A 21999-nucleotide genomic window follows, 5' to 3' on the forward strand; every position below is an offset into this window, starting at 1 on the left:
TCTTAAAGGCATAGTCAATGTGCCTCTACCAACTCCTTTAAGAGAAAATCCTAAAGTTGTTGCTACTTTTGTAAAGATTTGTTACTCAGACATTATATCACCCGGGATGGGGGTCACGATCGCGAAAAAATTGCCAAATTCAAAAATTCGGGGGAAACTGCCGGGGACGCTCAAACCGGCGCTCACCCCCTCCGTCGAGGGTTGGCGTTCCCAAGGTAGCCGGATTCAGGCGGGAATTTGTTCAGAAAACACCCCGATTTGGCGGAATTTCTGGTAGCGCATCTCCCGACGCTGTTGGGGTGTCAGGGACATCAATTCGCCCAACGTGTTCACCAGGGCTTGTTTGAGCAGTTCTGCGGCCTGGAGCGGGTTGCCGTGGGCGCCGCCGTCGGGTTCCGGGACGATGCGATCGACGATCCCCAATTCTTTGAGGTCAGGGGCGGTGATTTTCAGGGCTCCGGCCGCCTGGGGGGCTTTCCCGGCGTCTTTCCACAGGATCGCCGCGCAGGCTTCGGGGGTGGCTACGGTGTAGACCGAGTGTTCCAACATCAGCAGTTGTTCCCCCACGCCGATGCCGAGGGCGCCGCCGGACCCCCCTTCGCCGATGACGGTGCAGACGATGGGCACGTCGAGGCGGAACATTTCTCGCAGGTTGTAGGCGATCGCTTCTCCCTGGCCGAGTTTTTCCGCATCCACACCGGCCCAGGCCCCGGGCGTGTCGATGAAGGTGAGGATGGGCATTCCGAAGCGGTCGGCGTGTTCCATCAACCGCATGGCCTTGCGGTAGCCGCCGGGGGCGGCCATGCCAAAGTTGCGGGCGACGTTATCTTTGGTGTCCCGCCCCTTTTGGTGGCCGAGCAGGACCACGGGCTGACCGGCCAGTCGCCCCACGCCGCCCACCAGGGCCGGGTCGTCGGAACCGCCGCGATCGCCGTGCAGTTCCATCCACTCGTCGCTCATGGCCTGGATGTAGTCCAGGGTACTCGGACGCCGGGGATGGCGGGCGAGTTGCAGTCGCTGGGAGGGCGACAGGCTGCCAAAAATTTCCTGTCGCAGTTGGGTCGCCCGGGCTTCGAGTTGTCGGATCTGGTCGGAAACATCGACGCCGTTCTCATCCGCCAACTGGCGGATCTGGTCGATGCGGGCCTCCAGTTCGGCCAGGGGCTTTTCAAAGTCGAGTAAAATCGGTTTGCGGTTGGGACTTGGCACGCCTAAATGCTTTTGAGTCGCGAGTCAGTACAATCTCTTTAGGATTTTATCAGATTACGGCGGGGAGGATGTCAACAATCTCCCGACTCCCGCTTTTCCCCTCAAACCAGTTCTTTATAAAAATCCAGCAGTTCCTGGGCGAGGGCTTTGTTGGTGTACCGTGCCATGGCGCGGTCGTATCCCCGCTGTCCCCGGTCGTCGAGGAGTTGCGGGTTTTCCATCAACTGGCGCAGGCACCCGGCCAGGGCTTCGGCATTTCCCTCGGGGAAAACCAAACCGGCATCGTCGATGACGTGGGGGATTTCGCCGGAGTCGGACCCGACGGGGGGGACGCGACAGGCCATCGCCTCGATGAGGACGTGGCCGAACTGTTCTTTCCAGCCGACGGAGGTGAGGGTTTTGAATTTGTCGGTGGTTTCCGAGGGGAGGACTAGGGTGTTCATGACGTTGATATACTGCCAAACGCGATCGTGGGGGACGCTTTCGATTAAAATCAGGCGATCGCGGATGCCCAATTCGGCGGCGGTATCGAGGAGTTGCGATCGCAGTTCCCCCCGGCCGAGGAGGACCCACTTCCAGGGGCGATCGCTGACTTTGGACAGGGCTTTTGCCAGGGTGAAGAGTCCCTTTTCTTCCACGAACCGACCCACGAAACCCACCACGAAGGCGTCCGGTTCGATGCCCAATTCCGCCCGCAATTGCGGCTGGGGTTCGGGTTTGAACAGGGTTTCATCGACCCCCAACTGGGGCATGATCCGGACCGGGCCTTCGTAGCCGCGATCGCGCAAAATTTCCGCCCCGTCTTTGTTCCCCACCACGATTCCATCGGTGTTGGCGAGGTTGTATTTTTCGAGCAGGGACACGGGAAATTTCAATTCATAGGGGAGATTCCACCAGGTAAAAAATACATTTTTGGCGCCAAGTCCCAGCATCCGATTCAGGGTAATAAACTGAGAATAAGTCAGGGCTTTCGACCCCTGTTCGACTTGGATGATGTCGGGTTTGAGCGATCGCATCAAAGATATCACATCCAATCCAAACGTGAGCAAACCCTGGTTATTTTTGCTGAAATTGGAGATCGGAACGACTTTGAAATTGCCTTCATCTACGGGTTGGGACTCGATCTGTTTGCTCTGGACTCCGCCGGGGTTCCACAGGCGGGGCACGACGACGGTGACTTCGATGCCGGGTTCGAGGCGGGCGAGTTCCCGCAGTTTCTCGCGGTTGAGATCGACGATGTAAGTGTGGCTGGCGACGATAATTTTCATGGTTGGGGTGATCCGCAGATTACGCAGATTGCACAGATTGAATTAAAAGGTCCTCCGTGTCAATCTGATGGTTGAGAAAAATTGAGGTCGGAAGAATGAGAATTGTAGGGGCGAATGGCATTCGCCCAATTCCCGATTCATTTTTCATTTTTCACTTTTCATTTAACCGGCCAATTCGTCCTGTCGGGTGTAAATTTGACCGTCGGTCCAGGTGGATTGAATTTGGGTGGCGATCGCTTTGCACAGTCCCAGGGTATAGAAGTTGAGGCGGGCGGCGACTTTCAGGGGGGAACCGCCTTTGTTGCAGGGGGGACGGCCCAAAACGTGGCAGTCGAACAGTTTGGCGAAAAAGCGCCCGCACTGTCCGGGGGTGAGGTTTTTCAGGCCCATGAAGAAGTGATTGTGGTAAAAGGTGATCTGGTACTGCATCGATCGCGCGCTGATGTCGTGGCAGCCCCCGACTTCTTCTCCGAGGTGGACGAGGTGGGCGTCCGGATCGTACCAGATGATATATCCGGTGTTTCGGATTCGCAGGCAAAAGTCGGATTCTTCCCGGACGGCTGAGCCCCGGAAGCGTTCGTCGAAGTGCAGGCCGTGTTTGTCGAAAATTTCCCGCCGGAAGGACATATTGCAGCCCCGGGCGGAGATGACTTGCTGGGGTTTGACGGTGTGTACTAAATCGATATAGTACCAGGCGATGCCGGGGTCCATCGCTTCGGGGGGCAGGGTTTCGACGGTGAGGGAGCCGCCGGAGTCGCCCAATTTCATGCGATCGAAGACCCGGCCGGCCACCGCACCGATTTGGTCGTTGTCGATGTAGTTGCGGGCGTGGGCGTCGAGGAATCCCGCCGGCAGTTGTACGTCGTCGTCGATGAACAGGATGATGTCCCCTTTGGCTCGTCGCACGGCGTAATTTCGCGCCCCCGGCAGGCTGGCCCAGTCGAGGCGGTGCCAGGAAATTTTGCCGGCATCGGCCAGTTCTTGCAAATCGGTTTGGGTTTCGGGTTCGTGGGTGCGGGTTTGATCCGCGACGATGACTTCAAAGTGGGGATAGTCCTGTTTGAGGACGTCGGCGAGGGTATCTCGCAGGGCTTCTTCGCGGTTGTAGGTGGGAATGACGACGGAGATGGTGGGCCAGTCCATGATCAGATCTCCTTATTGAGCGGGTTGATTATTGAGCCTTCCAATCCATTTTCTCAGGAATTTTTCCACTTCCGTGAAGGTGAGGACGTAAAGGGTCAGCAGAATGGCTGCGATCGCCAGAGAAGTCAGAATCTTCAACTCCGAGTTGCCGGGTAGGGTTCGGTTCAACCGGGGCAGGGTGACGAATAACAGGGGTTGGTGAATGAGATAAATCTGATAAGAATAGATTCCCATCAAAGATAACATCGATAACGGGGGGAGCAATTTTTCTTTATGTTTTGTTAGGGAATGGAAAATTTGATAGCAGGCGAGAAAAAACAGGGGGGTGAACAGGATGTCGAAGCCTTCCATGTAGATGATATCGACGCCGGTATAGGTCAAATATCCGTAGCCGATCGCCCCGGCGGCGAAGACGGAGAGGACCCAGAGATAATCGATTTTGCGAAAGCGGTTGCGGTGGTTGAAAAAGATGATGCCCCAGTAGAGTCCCAGGCCGTACTGAAAGAAATAACTGCCCAGAAAGTCATTTTGCAGGAGATACCAGTAGAGATCGGTGGTGTGATCGACTAACAAACAGGCGAGTTTGGTGAGTCCGCCCCCGATGATGGCAACCGCCAAAATTTTGCCCGGTCGGAAACCGCAAAGGTGAAAAATTAGGGGGGTGACGAGGTAGGCTTGTAAAATGACGGTGAAAAACCAAAATCCGGGGTTGATGGTTTGAAATTGATACCCGGCGAAGCCGACAATATTGAGGATGAAGATGGGGACTGATTTGATTTCGTATCCGCCTTGGAAGAGTTGGTAGAGGAGGAGGCTGAAGAGGACGGCCAGCCCGTAGGAGGGATAGATGCGATCGAGGCGTTTGAACAGCCAAGATTTCCATTCTTTGAACCGCCAGTCGGGATTGTTTTTGACGGATTTTAAAGCCAGGACGTAACTGACGTTGAATCCGGCCATGACAAAGAAAATATCGACTCCCGCATAGCCGACTTTTGCCCCGAGTCGGTCGAGGGCGGCCACCAAGGTGGTGCGATCGGGGTAGTTTTGGAAGAAGTGAAAGAGGACAATTCCCAAAATAGCCAGACCTTTGGTCAGGTCGATCCAATGCATTCGCCTGGTTTTGGGTTTCGGTTGATCCGCAGACATCGATTTATTGACTCCGGTAAAAGGTCAGAAGAAATTGAGAAAAATATTGGCATTCACTCGTGATTGAAATGGGTGGAACATCCGGCCCGATTTGAGGGTGGAAGCGAAGGAGGCGATTTGCATCAGTTGTTCGGGGGTTTGGTTGAAATCGACGCGAATCCTGGGGATGCGATAGAAGTCTTTTTGCCAGCCGATTTTTAGCATTTGGTGATTGTAAAGGTATCCGGATCGGTAATATTGGGATGCCCGTTTTTCGACGGTCGAATTGGAATCGTTGTAGGCGTAGGCGAGATGGGATGCGATCGCGCGATCGCCCCCGTAATTGAGGCACGATCGTAATTGTTCTTGACCGGCGAGCAATTCCCATTCTAACTCCTGGGAATTCAATTCGGTGAGTCGCCGGTGGCTGTAGCCGTGGGATTGGATGTCGTAGAGGTTTTGGGCGAGTCCCTCCCGCAGTTGTTCGCAGGTGGCGTAGCGATCGCCTTTTGGGTCTTCCCGGGTCTGTTTGGGGTTGATGAATAAAACGACTTCGAGTTTTTTTCCATATCGATTTTCCAGTTCTTTGAGCAGGGGTAAAATCCGGGTGTAGACGCTTTTATATCCGTCGTCAAAGGTGAGCATGACGGGTTTCTGATTCAGATGTTGTGGCGGGACTGGCCGGGAGCGATTGAGAAAGTAAGTGTAGAGGTCTTCCGTGGTCAACACCCAATAATTATGGCGGGCTAAATAATCGATGAACTGCGCCAAATTTTGGACATCATAATCCAGGCCGTAAATGGATTTTTTCGCGGCGCGATCGTTGTATTCTCTCAGGTCGATAATATTGTGGAATCCGAAAATCGGAATGTTGACCGATTCAGAATTGACGATAAACCAGGTTTCTAAGTCAAAAACGACCAGCCACAGAACCGCAGTAAAAATTACCACGAAGGAGATCAATCGGGATGTTATTGTGGCAAGATTCATGTGGACGACGGCTCGGAAAACGACGGCTGTTATTTTGACGGTTTTTTATGGGGTAAAATAACCCCCATAAAACCCGTTAATCATCTCACTCATCTTCATCCAATTCTCCCGCTTCTCTCAATCTTTTTCGTTCTTGCTTTTCGATGTCCGGCAATTTGTAAATGACACCGGCGAAGTACCAGTAATAAACGGCGACCGGATCGACATCCAGGGGATAATAGTAGGTATTGTAACTGAGGATCAAAATGAAAACCCAAAAAGATGCCCCGAAACTGCGGAGGCTCGGATCTTTGACGGAACGGTAAGTTTTGAAAGCCGTGAAGGTGATGGCGGTGACAAACCCCAGAAATGCCAAAGTCCCCACCGGCCCGACCTCGTAGATCAACTTGGGATAGTAGGTTTCGATCAACCGCGTTTCCCCAAACATACGGGCCGAGTTGGTCGCCCGTCCGAGGCCTTTACCAAAAATTCCCTTCTGTCCGCCGGTGCTGTGCCCAAATTGATCGGCAATAAAGTCCGTGGGTGGAGAAGCCTGCCAGCGGCCGACAAAACTATCGACCCGCTCCTGGACGAGTTCCGGGTTAGCCACCATTGCTACCCCCAGGAGCAATCCCAAGCCTCCGGCGATGGGGATGAAGCGTTTGAGGTTGGTGACTTGTCCGGTGAGGACGAGCAGAATGACGGTTACGGTGGGTACTAATGCCAGGGCGATGCGCTGTCCGGAAATCACGGCGTTGACGAACACCAACCCCATCCCGACCAAACCGGTGATTCGCCACCGGGCAGAGGGGTCGCTGAAGGCGCTGGCGAAGGTGAAAAAGGCGTTGGCGATCAGGAACCAAGCCCACTGCCAGGGGGCGACGAAGGTTCCGGGGAGGCGGATCATATTTTGGGAGGGGCTGTACACCAAAGCTCCGCCCACCAAACATTTGGCGTCCAGGGTGGCTTTGAACAAATCGTCCCCGGAGAGGTGGTCGGTGCCCTGACAGCGGCCGCTGACTAGAAATTGGTACTGTACGATTCCGAGAAGGCAACAGATAATGGCGAGTACCAGGGTCATGCGGGTGAGGAACAGCAGGTCTCGTTTGTCTCGGATGTGGTAGTAGGCGCAGGTGATCAGGGGGACGTAGCCCAGAAAGACTTTCAAACCCAAAATTCCCATCGGGATGGGTTGGTCTCCGGGTTCGGGATCGAGTTGCTGGAAGCCGTTGACACACAGGAGGGTCAGCAGGCAAAAACCGAGGAGGATGAATAGGGGTTGTTTGATGCCTTTGGGAACGATCATGGGGAGTCGCTTGCGCTTCCACTCCTGATACATGGCGATCAGGGCGGGGATGTAGAAGCCGTCTTTGGCGAGTTGAAATAATGCATTTCCGCCGCCGACCCAATAGGTGATGGTTCCGGAGAAGGGCATATAGGCGAGAAATCCCCAGAGTCCGTAGCGGGGATATTTGTAGCACATGACGAAGACGAAGATGCCGCCGCCGCCGGCGATCGCCAATTTTTCGTCTTTGACCGCAAATAATGCCGCCCCCACGATCGCCGCCACGATTGCGGTGGGAATTAAAGTTGCAATCAGGGCTTTGACATCTTTGGCAAACTGCCGTTGTTTGGCTTTGAGTTGGGCTTTACTCAGCTTCGGCTTTTGCTGTTGCGATTTTTTGTTTTTGGATTTCTTTTTCTTGGATTTTGCCTTGGATGCCATGTTTTAAATAATCCCGGCTTTGGGGTCAGTTGTCCTTCGTGACTCGCTCCCTACTCCCTGACTCAAAACTGCCGTTCTCTTCTCCAGATTTGGAGATCCGGCTAATTCGGACACACTCATCCAAGATTATAACAACTCAAATTGGGCCGTCCAGAGCGGACGGCCCGACAATTCAATCAAGCCGATTAAGCGACCAGGTGCCGTTGGACGACTCCCACGAGACGATCGCACCACCGTTCCACCAAATCGGCGGTGGCCGCTTCCACCATAACGCGGATCAGGGGTTCGGTGCCGGAGGCGCGCACGAGGACTCGGCCGCGGTCGCCCATGTCGGCTTCGGCCGCGGCGATCGCATCTTGCAAGGGTTCGCAGTCTTTCCAGTGGCGGCGGGACTCGGGATTTTCGACGCGGATATTCCGCAGCAGTTGGGGATAGGTGCGGAAACTCTCGTCCACGAGGCGATCGAGGGAGGTTTGCGATCGCTTCACCAAGGCGGCCAGGTGCAGGGCGGTCAGCAAACCGTCCCCGGTGACGCTGTAATGGTGGCAGAGGATGTGGCCGGACTGTTCCCCGCCCAACATCGACCCGGTGCGTTTCATTTCGCCGTGAACGTGCTGGTCGCCGACGGGGGTGCGGACCATGCGTCCGCCGAGTTGCTGCCAAGCCCGTTCAAATCCCAAGTTCGCCATCACGGTGGAAACGATCAAATCCTGGGGCAGTTGTCCGGCATCTCTGAGGGTCTGGCCCCAAAAATACAGGATATAATCTCCATCGACGGTGCGGCCGTGGCGGTCCACCGCCAACACGCGATCGGCGTCGCCGTCGAAGGCGAAGCCGAGGTCGGCCCGATGTTCCAAAACGGCTTGCTGTAGCTGTTGCAGGTGGGTCGATCCGCAGTTGACGTTGATCTGGTGGCCGTCGGGGCGATCGTTGAGGCAGATGACGTCGGCGCCCATTTCTCGGAACACTTGCGGGGCAAGGTGGACGGCCGCGCCCCAGGCCAGATCGAGGACGACCCGCATTCCTTGTAAATTGGTGGTCGGCAGCAGGGGCCGGTAGAGAGAATCGGCGTAATCTCGCACCAATTCGGGTCTGTAGTGGTGTTGTCCGCAGGAGTCGGAGTGGACGGGGAGGGCTTCGGCATCCCGCAGGGCGGCTTCGATTTGTCTCTGCACTTCGCCGGAGAGTTTGGTGCCGTCGTTGCCGAAAAATTTGATACCGTTATCTTCCGGGGGATTGTGGCTCGCGGAGATCATCACGCCGCCGATCGCACCGCAGTTTTGGGTTAGGTAGGCGACGCCGGGGGTGGGGCAGATGCCCAAATTCCACACTTCGAGTCCGGCGGCGGTGAGCCCGGAGGAGAGGGCCATTCCCAACATATTCCCGGAAAGGCGGGTGTCCTGTCCGATCATCACTGGCCCGGGATGATGGTGGTGCTGGCGGAGAATTTGTCCGGCCCAAAATCCCACTTGCAGGGCGAGGGGGGCGGTGAGGAGGTCGCCGACCGGGCCGCGGATGCCGTCGGTGCCGAACAGGGGACTCGCCGGAAGTTCGACACCCGAAGCCTGTTGTAATTTGGGGGGACAGGACATCTTAAAGTTTTTGGGATGGGTTGGCGTGGCTACCATATCGTTCACTCCTCTCGATGTTCACACACTCACAGTGGAGGATAACACGTCCGGAACGGGGGGATATTGATGGGAACTTCAATTCCCCTCCCCGACATCTGAGAGGGTGCGGAATGGATTTGATTGGGGCGATCGCGGGAGAACGGACTCGCGCGGCGGTGATCTGGCACAGATCATTCCCAATTTTACTCGATTTTTTCCGGCAATTCCATCGACAATCGATCGCAATTGAAACGATTCTCTTGACACCTTCCCGGCGGGGGCGGATACTGAGGGCGTATTCAATTCATGTTTTCGCCGGCTGGAGGGGAGGCCCGACTCAACTATGACAACTCGGCAACCGCGATCGCTCGGTCTCTATCCGATCTCATTAATTATTATTATTGCCCTGGCGGGAATCATCTGTTATTCGCCCGTTATCGGCTCATTTTTTTTGTCCGATGATTTCGTTTTGATCGCCCTGTTTGAAAAGCTGGGGCCGTTCGGATTGTGGGTGAATCAGCAGCACGGACAGTCTTTATTTTTTCGCCCGGTTCTCGGGTTGATTAGCTTTCTGGACTATCGAGCTTGGGGCAATTATCCTGTGGGTTATCACCTCACGAACCTGGGATTTCATTTGGCGAATGCCTTCGCGGTGGGTTGGAGCGCCAATCTGTTGACCAAAAATTTGGCGATCGCCCGAAATTATAAAATTATTCTGCCCTATCTGGCGGGGTTTATTTTCCTCCTGCTACCGAGTCACACGGAGGCGGTGTCTTGGATTTCGGCCCGCACGGATGTGATCTCCAGTTTTTTTGGATTGGCGGCTTTTGCCACCTATTTAATCGGCCGCAACTTGCCCAACAAAGTACCGTTCCTACTCTCGCTCTTTCTGTTTTTCTGTGCCGTCCTCTCCAAGGAATCTTTGGTGACCTTTCCGGGATTGGTTATTTTGTACGAAGTTTATGATTCTATCGGAAATAAAAATAACAAGAAATCCGGGCGCGATCGCGGTTTTTTGGTTCTCCCCTATCTCGGCGTTTTGGTCGTCTATTTTATTGGGAGAACCCTGAAGCTGGGTACGCCTTTGGGGGGCTACGGCGGGGACGTGCATTTAAACTTTAATGTCGGACATATCGTCCAAAATCTGGTCATCTATCCGACCCGAACGTTTTTCCCGCCCATTTTTGAGTCCACTTTTCCGCTGTGGCTGTTTATTTTTGTGGGGTTAATTTTGCTGTCTTTGGGCTGCACGTCCCTGTTTATGAAAGGGCGATCGCCCCATCCGGAAATCCCGCCCCTGCTGCTATTTTTGCTCGGCAGTTTCTTCGTCGCTGTCCTCCCCGCGATCAATGTATTTGTCTCGATTACAGATACTCAGGGGGAAAGATACCTCTATTTCGGTTCTGGATTTGCTTCGATTTATCTGGCGATCGTTTTGGTTTTCGTTTGCCTCAAAACCCGCGTCATTTTAATCGCGTCTTCGGTGTTATTATTGATTTTTGGGCTGACGGTTCAATCTTTAAATCAGAACTGGAAAATTGCGGGTTATATTTCCCAAAATATTCTGCTAGAAATGTTACAGGGAAACCCGGAAACACCGGTTATTATTACGGCGATTCCGGATAATTATCGGGGGGCGTACATTTACCGGACGGGATTGATTCAGGGGTTGGAATTGTTTGGCGGTGGGGAAAAATACGCGATCGCATTTACCCGAGAACCGGCGGACGGTCCCTTTGAACGGGTCAAATTTGAAACGGATCAAATTCAGACCGTCATGCATCACGATTTGAGGGAGATTGACGATGCGGTTTTCGTCCAACAGGACCAGCCGGAAATTTTTCAATTCACCCTCTCGAATCCCGACACCAGCTTTCTGCCCTGGCCGAAAAATTCTCTGAAAACCCAAGATTATGAAGTGATTCAATTCGCCCCGACTCAATACAAACTGCTGTTAAAAAATCCGGATTTTGCCGACCATCTCATGTTCTATTCGGACGGCCGGCTGCTCCGTTCTCCTGATTTTTAAAATGAATTGACTTTGGGGCGATGGGTTGACCCATTGCCCCAAAGTCAACCCTCATTACAATATTTATCCTTGTTTTTTTGAGGCTTATTGGCATCGATGGCGATCGTGGTGTATCATGAGTGCAATTTGCCCAAGTCGAGATTGAGTGTGGTGTGATGGAGCCGATTTACATTTTGGGGGCGGGGCCGGCGGGGTTGGCTGCGGCGTACACCCTCACCCAGCAGGGAATTCCGGTGGTTGTCGTCGAACGGGATACGCGGGTTGGCGGACTGGCGAAAAGCATCGAGTACGAAGGGTTTATTCTCGATTTCGGGCCGCATCGATTTTTTACCAAATTGCCCCCGGTTCTCAAACTTTGGCATCAAGTTTTGGGTAAAGATCAGGTTACGGTTAACCGCCTGACTCGCATTTATTACGGAGGGAAATACTTCAGTTATCCTTTGCGGGCGAAACAGGTGATTTTTGCCTTGGGAGGGTTGGAGACAATTCGCATTCTCACGTCCTATTTTAAGGTGCGTTTATTTCCGAAACGGGATGCCGAAAATTTTGCGGATTGGGTGACGGCGAAATTTGGCCGGCGGTTATTTGAAATTTTCTTTCAGGGATATACGGAAAAACTTTGGGGAATTCCCTGTACCGAAATCAGCGCGGATTGGGCGGCACAACGAATCAAGGGACTGTCATTATATCGGGCGATTATCAATGCTTTATTGGGCAATGATGGCAAGGTTAAAACCCTGGTTGATCGATTCCAATTTCCCCGCTTGGGTTCAGGTCAATTGTACGATAAAATTGCGGAGTATTTGCAGCAAAATCGGCAACCGATATTACTGAATACGGAAGTGATCGAAGTTCACCACAATAATTTTCAAGCCACCCACGTCACCCTCAGAAATCGCCGGACGAAGGAAGTGGAAACGGTTCCCTGCGGGGGGATCATTTCTTCGATTCCTTTAACGTTGCTGGTGGAACAGTTGAAGAACGCCCCGCCGAAGCCTGTTATTGAAGCGGCGCGATCGCTCAAATTTCGCAATACAATTTTAGTCTATTTGATCGTCGAGGGAAATCATCTATTCCCCGATAATTGGCTGTACATTAACGATCCGAGGGTGCAACTCGGACGGGTGACGAATTTCGCCAATTGGTCCCCGGAAATGTTGCCGGACGAAACCAGAACCCCGCTATGCTGCGAATATTGGTGCAATTTCGAGGATGAATTGTGGAGTTGTCCGGAAGAGGAATTGCGACGGTTGACGGAATCGGAACTTCGCAAAATCGGACTGTTGAAAAAACAGGCGGTTTCGGGGGGATTCGTCGTCCGCCTGCCTCGCACCTATCCCATCTATGCGGGGGATTATAAAACGTCGCTGGCGACGATGCGGGACTATTTTAAACGGTTCCAAAATTTGCAGTTGGTGGGGCGTTACGGTGCGTTTAAATACAACAACCAAGATCACAGTTTGTTGATGGGAATTATGGCGGCGGAAAATGTCGTCAACCCGGGCAAACACAATCTCTGGGATGTGAACAGCGACAGCGAATATGTGGAGGAGGCGAAGGCGGACACGGAAACCACATCTGCCGCCGTTTCTGGGACGTCTCGTCGCCGTCGGGCGATCGCACTTTTGCGACAGTTTGGCGGCTATTTGTTCACGGGGGGCACCGCGACAATTGTGGACGTTTTGGTGTTTTCTATTCTCACCCAGACGGGGTTGTGGTACGTTTATGCTTTGGCGATCAGCTACTTTTTGGGGTTGAGTACCAATTTCTGGTTAAGTCGTCGGTTCGTGTTCGGAGTTTACTGGCGAAATTGGCGGCTACAATACGGGGTATTTGCCACCGTCGCCCTCAACAGTTTGTTGGCGAATTTGGGGTTATTGCAGTTGTTGATTAATGAGTTGGGATGGGATGTCACAACCGCCCGGTTGGCGAGTGCGGCTTGTGTGGCGTTGATCAGTTTTACGGGACATAAATTGTACTCGTTTTCGTCTGTCGATCGCGTTTCGAGTTTGGATCTGAATTAAACATGGGCGATCGCAAGTTTTCGTTTCAACCCGGTGTGGCGGCGGTGATCGCAATTACCCTCGCCTGTTGGATGGTTTTGGTTCCGTTTGTGAATCAAATTGTTATCCCCATCAACAATAACACGACGGGGGTGATTTCTCGGGCGAGTATCGACAATATCAGCCCCTACACGGATTATCTGAAATATCTGATTTTGCTGTTTGTTCCCCCACTCGTCGCCGTGGGGGCGTTGTATCTGGGCAGACGGGTTGAAACGCGATCGCTTCATTTTTACATCACAGCTTTGACTCGCAATTGGGTGTTATCCACCGCCACGGTTATTTTACTGTCGGCGTGGATTATCAATGTCCCATTCAACCAATTTGAAATCGGTTCGACGCTGCTTGACTCCTTCCACGAGGGGGAGTTTTTGGGATTTTTGCCCGACTTCGCCCAGCTAGAAAAGCCGTTTTTAAATACCGTTTTGGTTCACGGCTACGGGATGGATGTGCTCCCCGGAGAGATGGCTGCAGGGTTAATTTATAACGACAATGGGATCGCGTTGACGCGGCTATTTGTGAACCTGCAAAATGCGATCGCGGTTTGGGGCTATTTCTGGATTTTGTGGGAATTGACGGGAACGGTTCGCCTAGAGAAATCGCGGTTGAAAATATTTTTATTATTGTGTCTACTTTGGTGCATTTTGGATGGGATTTTCTTCAAGTTTGACGGCAGGCGGGGACTGTGGTTTGTGTTTCAGATCGCGATCGCCCTCCGCTCTTTTCGGATCGTCGGTTTTCGCCCCCGCCAGGGGGGAATATTAGCCCTATTATTGGGGGTTTCCCTTCCCCTGGGATTCCTCCACGTTTACGATCGCGCGATCTATTTTTTGGCGGTGTATTTTTTTGCATCAATTCTCGCCCTATTTTTAAATAAAAAAACGGCAAAAATTTGGCTGGGGGGAACCCTCGCGGGTGCGGTGATTTCTCTGGGTGCGATCGCCCTATTTTTGGGTGTCGATCAGTTGGGTGCGATCGCCTCCCAAATCGCCTACTGGGGAAAATACGGCCGCTACATTTCGTTTATCCCCCTCCCGGCGATAGAAATGACTTTCACCTCCCAAAATTTCTGGCTACCCATCCTAATCCAAGCCGGGGTTTTGGTGTATCTGATTTTGGATGCGATCGCCTTTAACTGGCAACTGAAACCGTTTTTCAGAAAACATTTATTCACCCTGTTGCTGCTATCTGCCTCCGGCGTTTACATGAGAATCACCCTCGATCGCAGCGACTTGGGACACGCCTACCACGGGGCGATTATGACGGCATTTCTCAGTATCTATTTGTTGCTGCTGGGCTATCGACGGTATCTCGAACCCCGCCTGGAAACCCTGAGTCTAACCTTATCGCAACAGATGGCTGTGGGGATACTATTGTTATTTTTGATCACCTCGGAACCGGGTTTCAATGTGTGGGAGGCGGGGGCAAAACTCGCCACCCTCCCCGATGCTCTCTCTCGCCGGGATGCGGAATTGTTGCAACCGGATTATTTAGAAGCGATGGAGGTGATGCAACCGGAAATTGAAAATCAATCCTGTTTTTTTAATGTCACTTCCGAGGGATTGTGGTATTATTTATTTGACAAGCCCTCCTGTTCCCAATACAGTTATGTGCTCTACGCAAAACCGACGATCGCCCAACGGGAAGTGATCGCCGATCTTGATCGCACCCAACCGGAAATCATCCTATTAACAAACCGCCTCTGGTTTCAAAACCCTTGGGATGAGGTTTTAAAAGCGGACTCTGCATCCCTGATTTATCAATATATTTTACAACAGTACAAACCCTACAAATCGATCCAGTCCCACTGGTTTTGGAGACGCAGCGATCGCCCGCCGAGTTTCGCCACAACCGACGCTTTCAACGGGGCGATCGACACCCTTCCGGATTCTCCCATATCTGCGGGCGATCGCCTGGTTTTGACGGGGTGGGCGGTGCTTCCAGAAAAAGGCAAACCCGCCGATGCCGTTTATCTCAGTTTCGGGGAAAATAATACGTTGATTTCCGTGGCAGAAGTGGATGTCAACCGCTGGGATGTCGCCAGCGTTTTGTCCGTTCCAAACTACGCGAAATCGGGGTGGACGCTGCGGGTTCCCACCGCCAGTTTACCCCCCGGAAATGTCGAGTTAAAAGTTTGGGCTTACGATGCCCAAAAGCACCAATTGAGTCAAATTGGGGAGGCGATCGCGATCCGGATCGAAACGCCTTGAATCATCAAATGTTAACCCCCTTTTCAATTTCCTTGGTTGGGGGCTAAAATTGAAAATATATAAAAGCAGAATAGTTGGGAGCGACAAACCAAAAAGCAACAGATACGGCTAAACCATACCAAGCTGCAAAAATCCAGTCAGGGGTTTTTTCCCACCATTCACCCAGAAAATTTCGCTGTGCTGCAAAATGGACGATCGCCAAGACGATAAATATTCCCAGGAGATGTGTTCCCAGTTCATTTGAACCCGAGGAATTAAAGAACACGAATGACTGCAAAATGGTCATGGATTTTTCCAAATCTGTGGCTCTGAAAAAGATCCAAGCAATGCAAACCCAGTAGAATGTTAATGGCGGACCCATTGATTTCATAACTCCAGACAATTGCCGATAGGGAGCCGAAAATTTTGACCATTCTCTCTGTACAATTAATGCACCACCATGCAAGCCTCCCCAAATGACAAAATTCCATCCGGCTCCGTGCCATAATCCCCCCAAAAGCATGGTTAACATGAGATTTCTGTAGGTCATCAGTTGACCCCCACGGTTACCGCCAAGTGGGATATAAAGATAATCTCGTAGCCAGGTGGACAGACTGATATGCCAGCGCCTCCAAAATTCGGTAATGTTCTCAGACAAGTAAGGAAAATTGAAGTTCAAACAGAGTTCGTATTCGAGTAAACCGGCACAGGCGATCGCCATATCGGTGTAACCTGAAAAGTCGCAGTAGATTTGCACGGCATAAAATAACACCCCCACCCAAGAACTCCCGGCCGTGTAAGTTTCGGGGGCAGCAAAAAAGCTATCGACAATCGGAGATAAGCGATCGGAAATACAGGCTTTTTTGACAAAGCCAATCAGAAAAAGGAGTAGACAAGATTTGACTCGAACGCGACTAAAAACTCGGGTTTTTTCTAGCTGCGGCAAAAAAGTAGAAGCCCTGACAATTGGGCCAGCAACCAGTTGCGGAAAGAAGCTGACAAAAAGTGCAAAATCCAACAATTTATACACGGGCTTCATTTTTTTATAGTAGATATCGATGGAATAGCTGAGGGTTTGAAACGTGTAGAAACTGATCCCGACAGGAAGGATAATGTTGAGGGTGGTAAAATCGGCAGAAAATCCCAAAAAATTCAGAAAATTTGCGGCGGAATCGACAAAAAAGTTGAAGTATTTAAAAAATCCCAAAATTCCCAAGTTCGTACCCAAGCTGACGAGTAGCCAGATCTTTCGGCGATCGCCGTTTGTCGTTTTGTCGAGTTGGAGTCCCACAATATAATCGACAACTGTCGAGATCCAAATCAAGGAAAGAAAGCGCCAATCCCACGCCCCATAAAATAAATAGCTACAGAGTAGCAGCCATAGCTTGCGATATCGATTTTCTCGAAGTATCCAGTGGGTCGAGAAAACGATTAAAAAGAAAAATAAAAATCTAAATTCTGTAAAAATCATCGGTTAATTTTTCTCCCCATCCAAATAATTGGAAAACCTTTCCGCCAGCAATTTCGAGAACTCGGTCGCCCCGCCGTGATTTAAATGGTCGAGATCGAACCGCTTATTTTCATCGTACAAAGTGGGAAATTCTATCGGATCGTTAAATGCAAATAGAAGGGGTATATATCCTCGAGTATGGGCGGCAATGAGATGGGTTTCTTTTTCCAAGACGGGGGTGATAATAAATACGGGAGTCGCACCGCTGTCACGTACAGTTTTAATTAAATCTTCGATCGCCTTTAACTGATCAGATGTGGGAGCGGCGCGTCGCTCGGGGGTGGGGGTTATAGATTGAACTTTTTCATGATAAGTATCTAAGTTTTCCAAAAATTCCTGATGTCGTTTTTGGAAATTCGGACCCGGCTCGTCATCCAGTGCCAGATAACCGTCAATACCGGGCGTTCCATAGGCGGTGTCTCCCCGGGGATTGAGGGTTGTATCGACTCCTTCTGTGGGGGGGAGTATCCGTCGAATCCAACGATCGCCTTGTCCGAGATTAGTCAAGTTATACAGCAGGGGAAGGGTGTGGGAATAAATTTTTTTTAAATTTAAAACAATATTTCGCTTTTCATTTAATACATTCAACCATAATAATTGATAAATCCAGAGGGTGTGTTCCCAAGTATGCCAGTATATCACCCGCTCAGTTCGCAGATTTTGGTCGTCTATAAGAAGGTTGACATCGTACAACTCCAGAAAAACAAACTCCAGGTTTTGAGGTGTCATGGCGAGAATTTGTTGGAGTACAAAGTGAGTTTCCGGAACGGTCATGCCGGAAACACCAAAATTGTAGGATTGGATGGGATATCCTTGAGATGCCATCAACCGATCAAATTGGCTCGGTACGATGTGTCGATAAATACGGCTGGAACCGATAAAAATTGCCTGATATTCGTCTTTTTTTTCGGAAAATTGGTTCAACTTGGCACTGACGACCGGAATTTCCGGTTCTGTTGTCATGGGATTCAAAATGAGATTGGATAAAAAAAATACGGCCCCGAAAACGCCAAAGTTCACACCCACAATTACCCGATTTAAGCGTCTTCTCCGTCGGGGAGTTGCCGCGGTCGTTTTTTTCATTGGATGAGTCTCTTATTGACAGCATATCGATCGGTGGATCTGAAGCCGGAAGATAGCCGGGAGTCGCAACTTTTTATCCCGAGAATTTTCTGGGATGGTCGGGCGAACAAATTGATAATTTTTTTCTAACACCCCGTCGATTCACAGCTATGACTGCGGCTAAGTATCCGAATACTTTTGATTTCAATTGACCGGAGCTTCTTCGATGAATTATAAGGCAAAATTTTCCATTCGTCAATTTCTGCGATCGCCTGCTGTCAACTCTTCAACCCCCGGGAGAGCGAAGGCCCGAAACACGGTGGGTATTTTTGCTTACCACAAAAGGCGTACCCCCGCCAGCGAACTACACAAAACTTAATAGATTTGTTAAACTGCTGAAAGTCCTGCTACAGAGGAACGATGTATGGTCGCGCAAACTACGCAAAACAACCTCGATCGCTTCGCCACCCTATTTTTCATCATGGGGGCATTACATATATACGTCGCCCTCCGCAAACGCACCCGACAGATCGCCGCCCTCGGCACGGTTTGGGGCAGAAATTGCTTGGTGGGCGTGATTTTTTTCGCCGTTGTTTCTCTGGCGATCGACATTCTCGGGAATGTTTGATCTCTGCGATCTCCCCCCGAGAATTGGGGGTAGGTTAAAATACCTTTAAAATTTCCAAATCAAACGATTCAGTACCGGCAATATGTTGGTTTTTATCCCAAGGCGATCTGCCCATCGGACGGATTCGAGGGCGATCGCCTGCCTTTTGTACGGCTTTCCACCGCCCGATCTCGCCACCAGATTGTACAATAAAGCTGTTGTCGCTGGAGAGCCCTGTTGCCTATGTCCACTGCCGCACCTGCAAAAACCGAGTACGAAGCGGTGATCGGGTTGGAAACCCACTGCCAACTCAGCACCCAAACCAAAATTTTCTCCAACTCCTCGACGGAATTCGGCGCCGATCCCAATACCAACATCGATCCCATCTGCATGGGACTGCCGGGGGTGCTTCCGGTTTTGAATCAAAAGGTGTTAGAGTACGCGGTGAAGGCAGCGCGGGCGCTCAACTGTCAGATCGCGCCCTACAGCAAGTTCGATCGCAAACAATATTTTTATCCGGATCTTCCCAAAAATTATCAAATTTCCCAATTCGATCTCCCCATCGCCACCGGTGGCTGGCTGGAAATCGAAATTGTCGATGAGGACAACAACCCGATCCGCAAACGCATCGGCATCACCCGCCTCCACATGGAAGAAGATGCGGGAAAACTGGTGCACGGGGGGAGCGATCGCCTGTCGGGTTCCACCCATTCGATGGTGGACTTCAACCGCGCCGGAATTCCCCTGGTGGAAATCGTCTCGGAACCGGATATCCGTTCGGGACTCGAGGCTGCCGAATACGCCCAGGAATTGCGCCGTATCGTCCGCTATTTGGGGGTGAGTGACGGCAATATGCAGGAGGGTTCCCTGCGTTGCGACGTCAACATTTCCGTGCGTCCGGTGGGACAGAAGGAATTCGGCACGAAAGTCGAAATCAAAAATATGAACTCCTTCAGCGCCATTCAGCGGGCGATCGACTACGAAATCGATCGCCAAATCGAAGCGTTGGAAGCGGGGGAAACTCTAGTGCAAGAAACCCGCCTCTGGGAGGAGGGCAGCCAGCGCACCATCAGCATGAGGAGTAAGGAAGGATCGAGCGATTATCGCTATTTTCCGGAACCCGATTTGCCCCCCATCGAGGTGTCGGCGGAACAGTTAAAACAGTGGGAGTCGGAACTGCCGGAACTGCCCGCCCAAAAGCGCCACCGCTACGAGACGGAGTTGGGGTTATCTGCCTATGATACCCGAGTTTTGACGGACGATCGCACCGTGGCGGAATATTTCGAGGCGGCGGTAGCCGCGGGTGCCGATGCCAAACAGGCGGCGAACTGGGTGATGGGGGATATTACCGCCTATTTGAAAAACGAGAAATTGGCGATCGCAGACATTGCTTTAAAGCCGACGGATTTGGCGGAATTGATCGATTTAATTTCTCAGAGTACGATCAGCGGTAAAATTGCCAAGGATATCCTGCCGGAACTGCTTTCTAAAGGCGGTTCGCCGAAACAATTGGTGGAGAAAAAAGGCCTGATTCAGATTTCCGATACCGGGGAATTGGAGGCGATCGTCGATGAAGTTTTGGCGAGTCATCCCCAGGAAGTGGAACAGTTCCACGGGGGTAAAACGAAGTTGAAAGGGTTCTTTGTCGGACAGGTGATGAAGAAAACCCAAGGGCGTGCTGATCCGAAGTTGACGAACCAATTGTTATCGAAAAAGTTGCAGAAATAAATGATATCATGTTCGCCCAAATAGTTGCGATCGCAACTATTTTGTAATTTGGATAATCAGAAATTGATACGACCGCTGATTATCCGAACTTGAGCTGACGGGGATGGGTGCGATCGCGCCCATCCTTTTTGGTGATCAAATTGCCGTCATGGCGACTGCATTGCGATCGTCTCATCACTGGTTGATAAAATGAATTGATATCGAGCGATCGAACGCGATTTGATTAGTGTTAAATCCCCCCCGGCTCCCATCCCCCCCTACCCCCCTTTGTAAGGGGGGAGATAAGGGGGAGGAAGGGGGAGATAAGGGGGAGATAAGGGGGGAGAATGCGCTCGAAGTCCCCCTTACCAAGGGGGATTTAGGGGGATGTTTCCTCCGCCGCTTCGTTCTTCCGCTCCACAGCCAGTTCGATCAGTTTATCCACCAGTTCCGGGAAGGCGATTCCTGTCGCCGCCCACAGTTGGGGATACATACTCAATGCGGTAAATCCCGGTAAGGTGTTGATTTCATTGATCAAGATTTCCCCGGTTTTTTCCACGTAGAAGAAATCCACCCGAGCCAGTCCTGCACAATCGACGGCGAGGAAGGCTTCGATCGCCATGTCGCGAATTTTGGAGGCGATCGCGGTATCGACGGGGGCGGGAATCAGCAGTTCTGCCTGTCCCTGGGTATATTTTGTTTCGTAGTCGTAGAAATCGGTATTGTAGGTGATTTCTCCCACCACCGAAGCTTTCGGATAGTCGTTGCCCAAAACCGCGCATTCGAGCTCCCGGGCTTCGACTCCGGCTTCGACGATGATGCGGCGGTCGTAGGTGGCGGCGGCGTCGAGGGCGGCTTCGAGTTCTGAGCGCGATCGCACTTTGGAAATGCCGACGGAGGAGCCCAAATTGGCGGGTTTGACGAAGCAGGGGTAGCCCAACTCGTCGAGTTCGTCGCAGAGTTTGGGGAAGACGCAGGGGTTGGACCAAACTTGCGATCGGCGGACGGCTTGGTAGCGGACTTGGGGGAGTCCGGCCCGGGCGAAGGCCGTTTTCATGGCGATTTTGTCCATCCCCACCGCCGAGCCGAGAACCCCCGCCCCCACGAAGGGGACCCCCATCAGGGTCAAAAGTCCCTGCACCGTGCCGTCTTCGCCGTTGGGGCCGTGGAGGATGGGGAACCAGACGTCGCTCCCTTCCAAAATGGCGGGTTCGGGGACGCGATCGCTCGGTTTCACATCCCCATCATCTGCGGGTAACGGCTGGCCCGAAGCTAAAACCTGTTGTGCCGTGTCTCCCCCCTTCCAAACGCCGTTTTTCTGGATATAAACGGGGAATACCTCGTATTTGTCGGGGTTTGAGCCGGCCGAGAGCGCCGCCGCGATCGCCTTTGCGGAGGTGACGGATACCTCATGTTCGCCCGAACAACCACCAAATAACAATCCCACTCGGAGTTTTGTCATATCACCCTACCATTTAACGTCCCGATTTACTTTGACATATTCTCACGACAAATCCAAGCCGCCCGGACCGAAAATTTTCGCTTTGTAGCTTTGTAGCTTTGTAGCTTTGTAGTGGACCGACACGACTAAAAATGTGCTTTCGTGTAGTGGGCTGTTTCATCTTAAATGAGGGGATCGGATCTGAATCCACAGGCAAGATGCCCGATGCTCCGTTTTGAATTTTGCCTCGTTTGAGCTGAAACGGTCCAGTAGGGTGGGTTAGGCGCGGCAGTAATTTTTCGGAAAAACCCACAACTTTTCATCCGCGCCGTAACCCACCA

15 protein-coding genes are annotated in these 21999 nt (G+C 51.9%); 5 read left to right on the forward strand and 10 right to left on the reverse strand.

The genetic code is table 11. From position 1 onward, the window contains the following. Positions 1-225: 225 nt before the first annotated feature. From accA to glmM, 7 genes are all read right to left on the reverse strand, one after another. A complete protein-coding gene (gene accA, locus AC0QHF_RS07740; RefSeq protein ID WP_324703626.1) occupies positions 226-1209 on the reverse strand; it encodes an acetyl-CoA carboxylase carboxyl transferase subunit alpha in 984 nt (327 codons plus the stop codon). Between the two features lie 101 nt (positions 1210-1310). Beyond that, entirely contained in the window at positions 1311-2477 is a 1167-nt protein-coding gene (hpsO, locus tag AC0QHF_RS07745) for a hormogonium polysaccharide biosynthesis glycosyltransferase HpsO (RefSeq protein ID WP_324703627.1), read from the reverse strand. A 162-nt stretch (positions 2478-2639) separates the two neighbouring features. Beyond that, entirely contained in the window at positions 2640-3620 is a 981-nt protein-coding gene (gene hpsN, locus AC0QHF_RS07750; RefSeq protein ID WP_324703628.1) for a hormogonium polysaccharide biosynthesis glycosyltransferase HpsN, read from the reverse strand. Between the two features lie 12 nt (positions 3621-3632). Then, positions 3633-4730, reverse strand: a complete 1098-nt coding sequence (locus AC0QHF_RS07755) for an acyltransferase family protein (protein ID WP_324703629.1) — start codon at positions 4728-4730, stop codon at positions 3633-3635. A 60-nt stretch (positions 4731-4790) separates the two neighbouring features. Further along, entirely contained in the window at positions 4791-5696 is a 906-nt protein-coding gene (locus tag AC0QHF_RS07760) for a polysaccharide deacetylase family protein (RefSeq protein ID WP_324703630.1), read from the reverse strand. A 124-nt stretch (positions 5697-5820) separates the two neighbouring features. Further along, positions 5821-7440: a hormogonium polysaccharide biosynthesis protein HpsL gene (hpsL, locus tag AC0QHF_RS07765; RefSeq protein WP_324703631.1), complete on the reverse strand. Its 1620-nt coding sequence runs from the start codon at positions 7438-7440 to the stop codon at positions 5821-5823. A 185-nt stretch (positions 7441-7625) separates the two neighbouring features. Next, the gene (glmM, locus tag AC0QHF_RS07770; RefSeq protein ID WP_324703632.1) at positions 7626-9068 is read right to left on the reverse strand and encodes a phosphoglucosamine mutase; all 1443 of its coding nucleotides are present in this window, start codon (positions 9066-9068) and stop codon (positions 7626-7628) included. Between the two features lie 325 nt (positions 9069-9393). Here glmM and AC0QHF_RS07775 point away from each other — a divergent pair, with 325 nt between their 5' ends. The 3 genes from AC0QHF_RS07775 to AC0QHF_RS07785 all read left to right on the forward strand — a co-directional run bounded on the left by AC0QHF_RS07775 (position 9394) and on the right by AC0QHF_RS07785 (position 15352). Next, positions 9394-11079, forward strand: a complete 1686-nt coding sequence (locus AC0QHF_RS07775; RefSeq protein WP_324703633.1) for a hypothetical protein — start codon at positions 9394-9396, stop codon at positions 11077-11079. A gap of 155 nt (positions 11080-11234) precedes the next feature. Next, a complete protein-coding gene (locus tag AC0QHF_RS07780; protein WP_324703634.1) occupies positions 11235-13103 on the forward strand; it encodes a GtrA family protein in 1869 nt (622 codons plus the stop codon). A 2-nt stretch (positions 13104-13105) separates the two neighbouring features. Beyond that, on the forward strand, positions 13106-15352 hold the full coding sequence (locus AC0QHF_RS07785; protein WP_324703635.1) for a hypothetical protein: 2247 nt from the start codon (positions 13106-13108) through the stop codon (positions 15350-15352). Positions 15353-15395: 43 nt separating this feature from the next. Here AC0QHF_RS07785 and AC0QHF_RS07790 read toward each other — a convergent pair whose 3' ends face one another. Both AC0QHF_RS07790 and AC0QHF_RS07795 read right to left on the reverse strand, forming a co-directional pair. Continuing rightward, positions 15396-16802, reverse strand: a complete 1407-nt coding sequence (locus AC0QHF_RS07790) for an MBOAT family O-acyltransferase (RefSeq protein ID WP_324703636.1) — start codon at positions 16800-16802, stop codon at positions 15396-15398. 3 nt (positions 16803-16805) lie between these two features. Next, a complete protein-coding gene (locus AC0QHF_RS07795) occupies positions 16806-17804 on the reverse strand; it encodes a hypothetical protein (RefSeq protein WP_324703637.1) in 999 nt (332 codons plus the stop codon). 523 nt (positions 17805-18327) lie between these two features. Here AC0QHF_RS07795 and AC0QHF_RS07800 point away from each other — a divergent pair. Beyond that, complete coding sequence (locus tag AC0QHF_RS07800; protein ID WP_324703638.1) at positions 18328-18531, forward strand: hypothetical protein; 204 nt, start codon at positions 18328-18330, stop codon at positions 18529-18531. A 222-nt stretch (positions 18532-18753) separates the two neighbouring features. After that, on the forward strand, positions 18754-20238 hold the full coding sequence (gatB, locus tag AC0QHF_RS07805) for an Asp-tRNA(Asn)/Glu-tRNA(Gln) amidotransferase subunit GatB (RefSeq protein WP_324703639.1): 1485 nt from the start codon (positions 18754-18756) through the stop codon (positions 20236-20238). Between the two features lie 358 nt (positions 20239-20596). Here the strand turns inward: gatB and AC0QHF_RS07810 are convergent, their stop codons facing one another. After that, a complete protein-coding gene (locus tag AC0QHF_RS07810) occupies positions 20597-21679 on the reverse strand; it encodes a D-alanine--D-alanine ligase family protein (RefSeq protein ID WP_324703640.1) in 1083 nt (360 codons plus the stop codon). Positions 21680-21999: the final 320 nt, after the last annotated feature.

The organism is Lyngbya sp. CCY1209, from assembly GCF_055795065.1.

Excerpts from the sequence above, each read along its gene's own strand:
- hpsN (WP_324703628.1), bottom strand. The coding sequence starts at position 3,620 with ATGGACTGGCCCACCATCTCCGTCGTCATTCCCACCTACAACCGCGAA.
- AC0QHF_RS07790 (WP_324703636.1), bottom strand. The coding sequence starts at position 16,802 with ATGATTTTTACAGAATTTAGATTTTTATTTTTCTTTTTAATCGTTTTC.
- AC0QHF_RS07775 (WP_324703633.1), top strand. The coding sequence starts at position 9,394 with ATGACAACTCGGCAACCGCGATCGCTCGGTCTCTATCCGATCTCATTA.
- AC0QHF_RS07785 (WP_324703635.1), top strand. The coding sequence starts at position 13,106 with ATGGGCGATCGCAAGTTTTCGTTTCAACCCGGTGTGGCGGCGGTGATC.
- hpsL (WP_324703631.1), bottom strand. The coding sequence starts at position 7,440 with ATGGCATCCAAGGCAAAATCCAAGAAAAAGAAATCCAAAAACAAAAAA.
- AC0QHF_RS07800 (WP_324703638.1), top strand. The coding sequence starts at position 18,328 with ATGGTCGCGCAAACTACGCAAAACAACCTCGATCGCTTCGCCACCCTA.
- AC0QHF_RS07795 (WP_324703637.1), bottom strand. The coding sequence starts at position 17,804 with ATGACAACAGAACCGGAAATTCCGGTCGTCAGTGCCAAGTTGAACCAA.
- glmM (WP_324703632.1), bottom strand. The coding sequence starts at position 9,068 with ATGGTAGCCACGCCAACCCATCCCAAAAACTTTAAGATGTCCTGTCCC.
- AC0QHF_RS07755 (WP_324703629.1), bottom strand. The coding sequence starts at position 4,730 with ATGCATTGGATCGACCTGACCAAAGGTCTGGCTATTTTGGGAATTGTC.
- AC0QHF_RS07780 (WP_324703634.1), top strand. The coding sequence starts at position 11,235 with ATGGAGCCGATTTACATTTTGGGGGCGGGGCCGGCGGGGTTGGCTGCG.
- gatB (WP_324703639.1), top strand. The coding sequence starts at position 18,754 with ATGTCCACTGCCGCACCTGCAAAAACCGAGTACGAAGCGGTGATCGGG.
- AC0QHF_RS07810 (WP_324703640.1), bottom strand. The coding sequence starts at position 21,679 with ATGACAAAACTCCGAGTGGGATTGTTATTTGGTGGTTGTTCGGGCGAA.
- hpsO (WP_324703627.1), bottom strand. The coding sequence starts at position 2,477 with ATGAAAATTATCGTCGCCAGCCACACTTACATCGTCGATCTCAACCGC.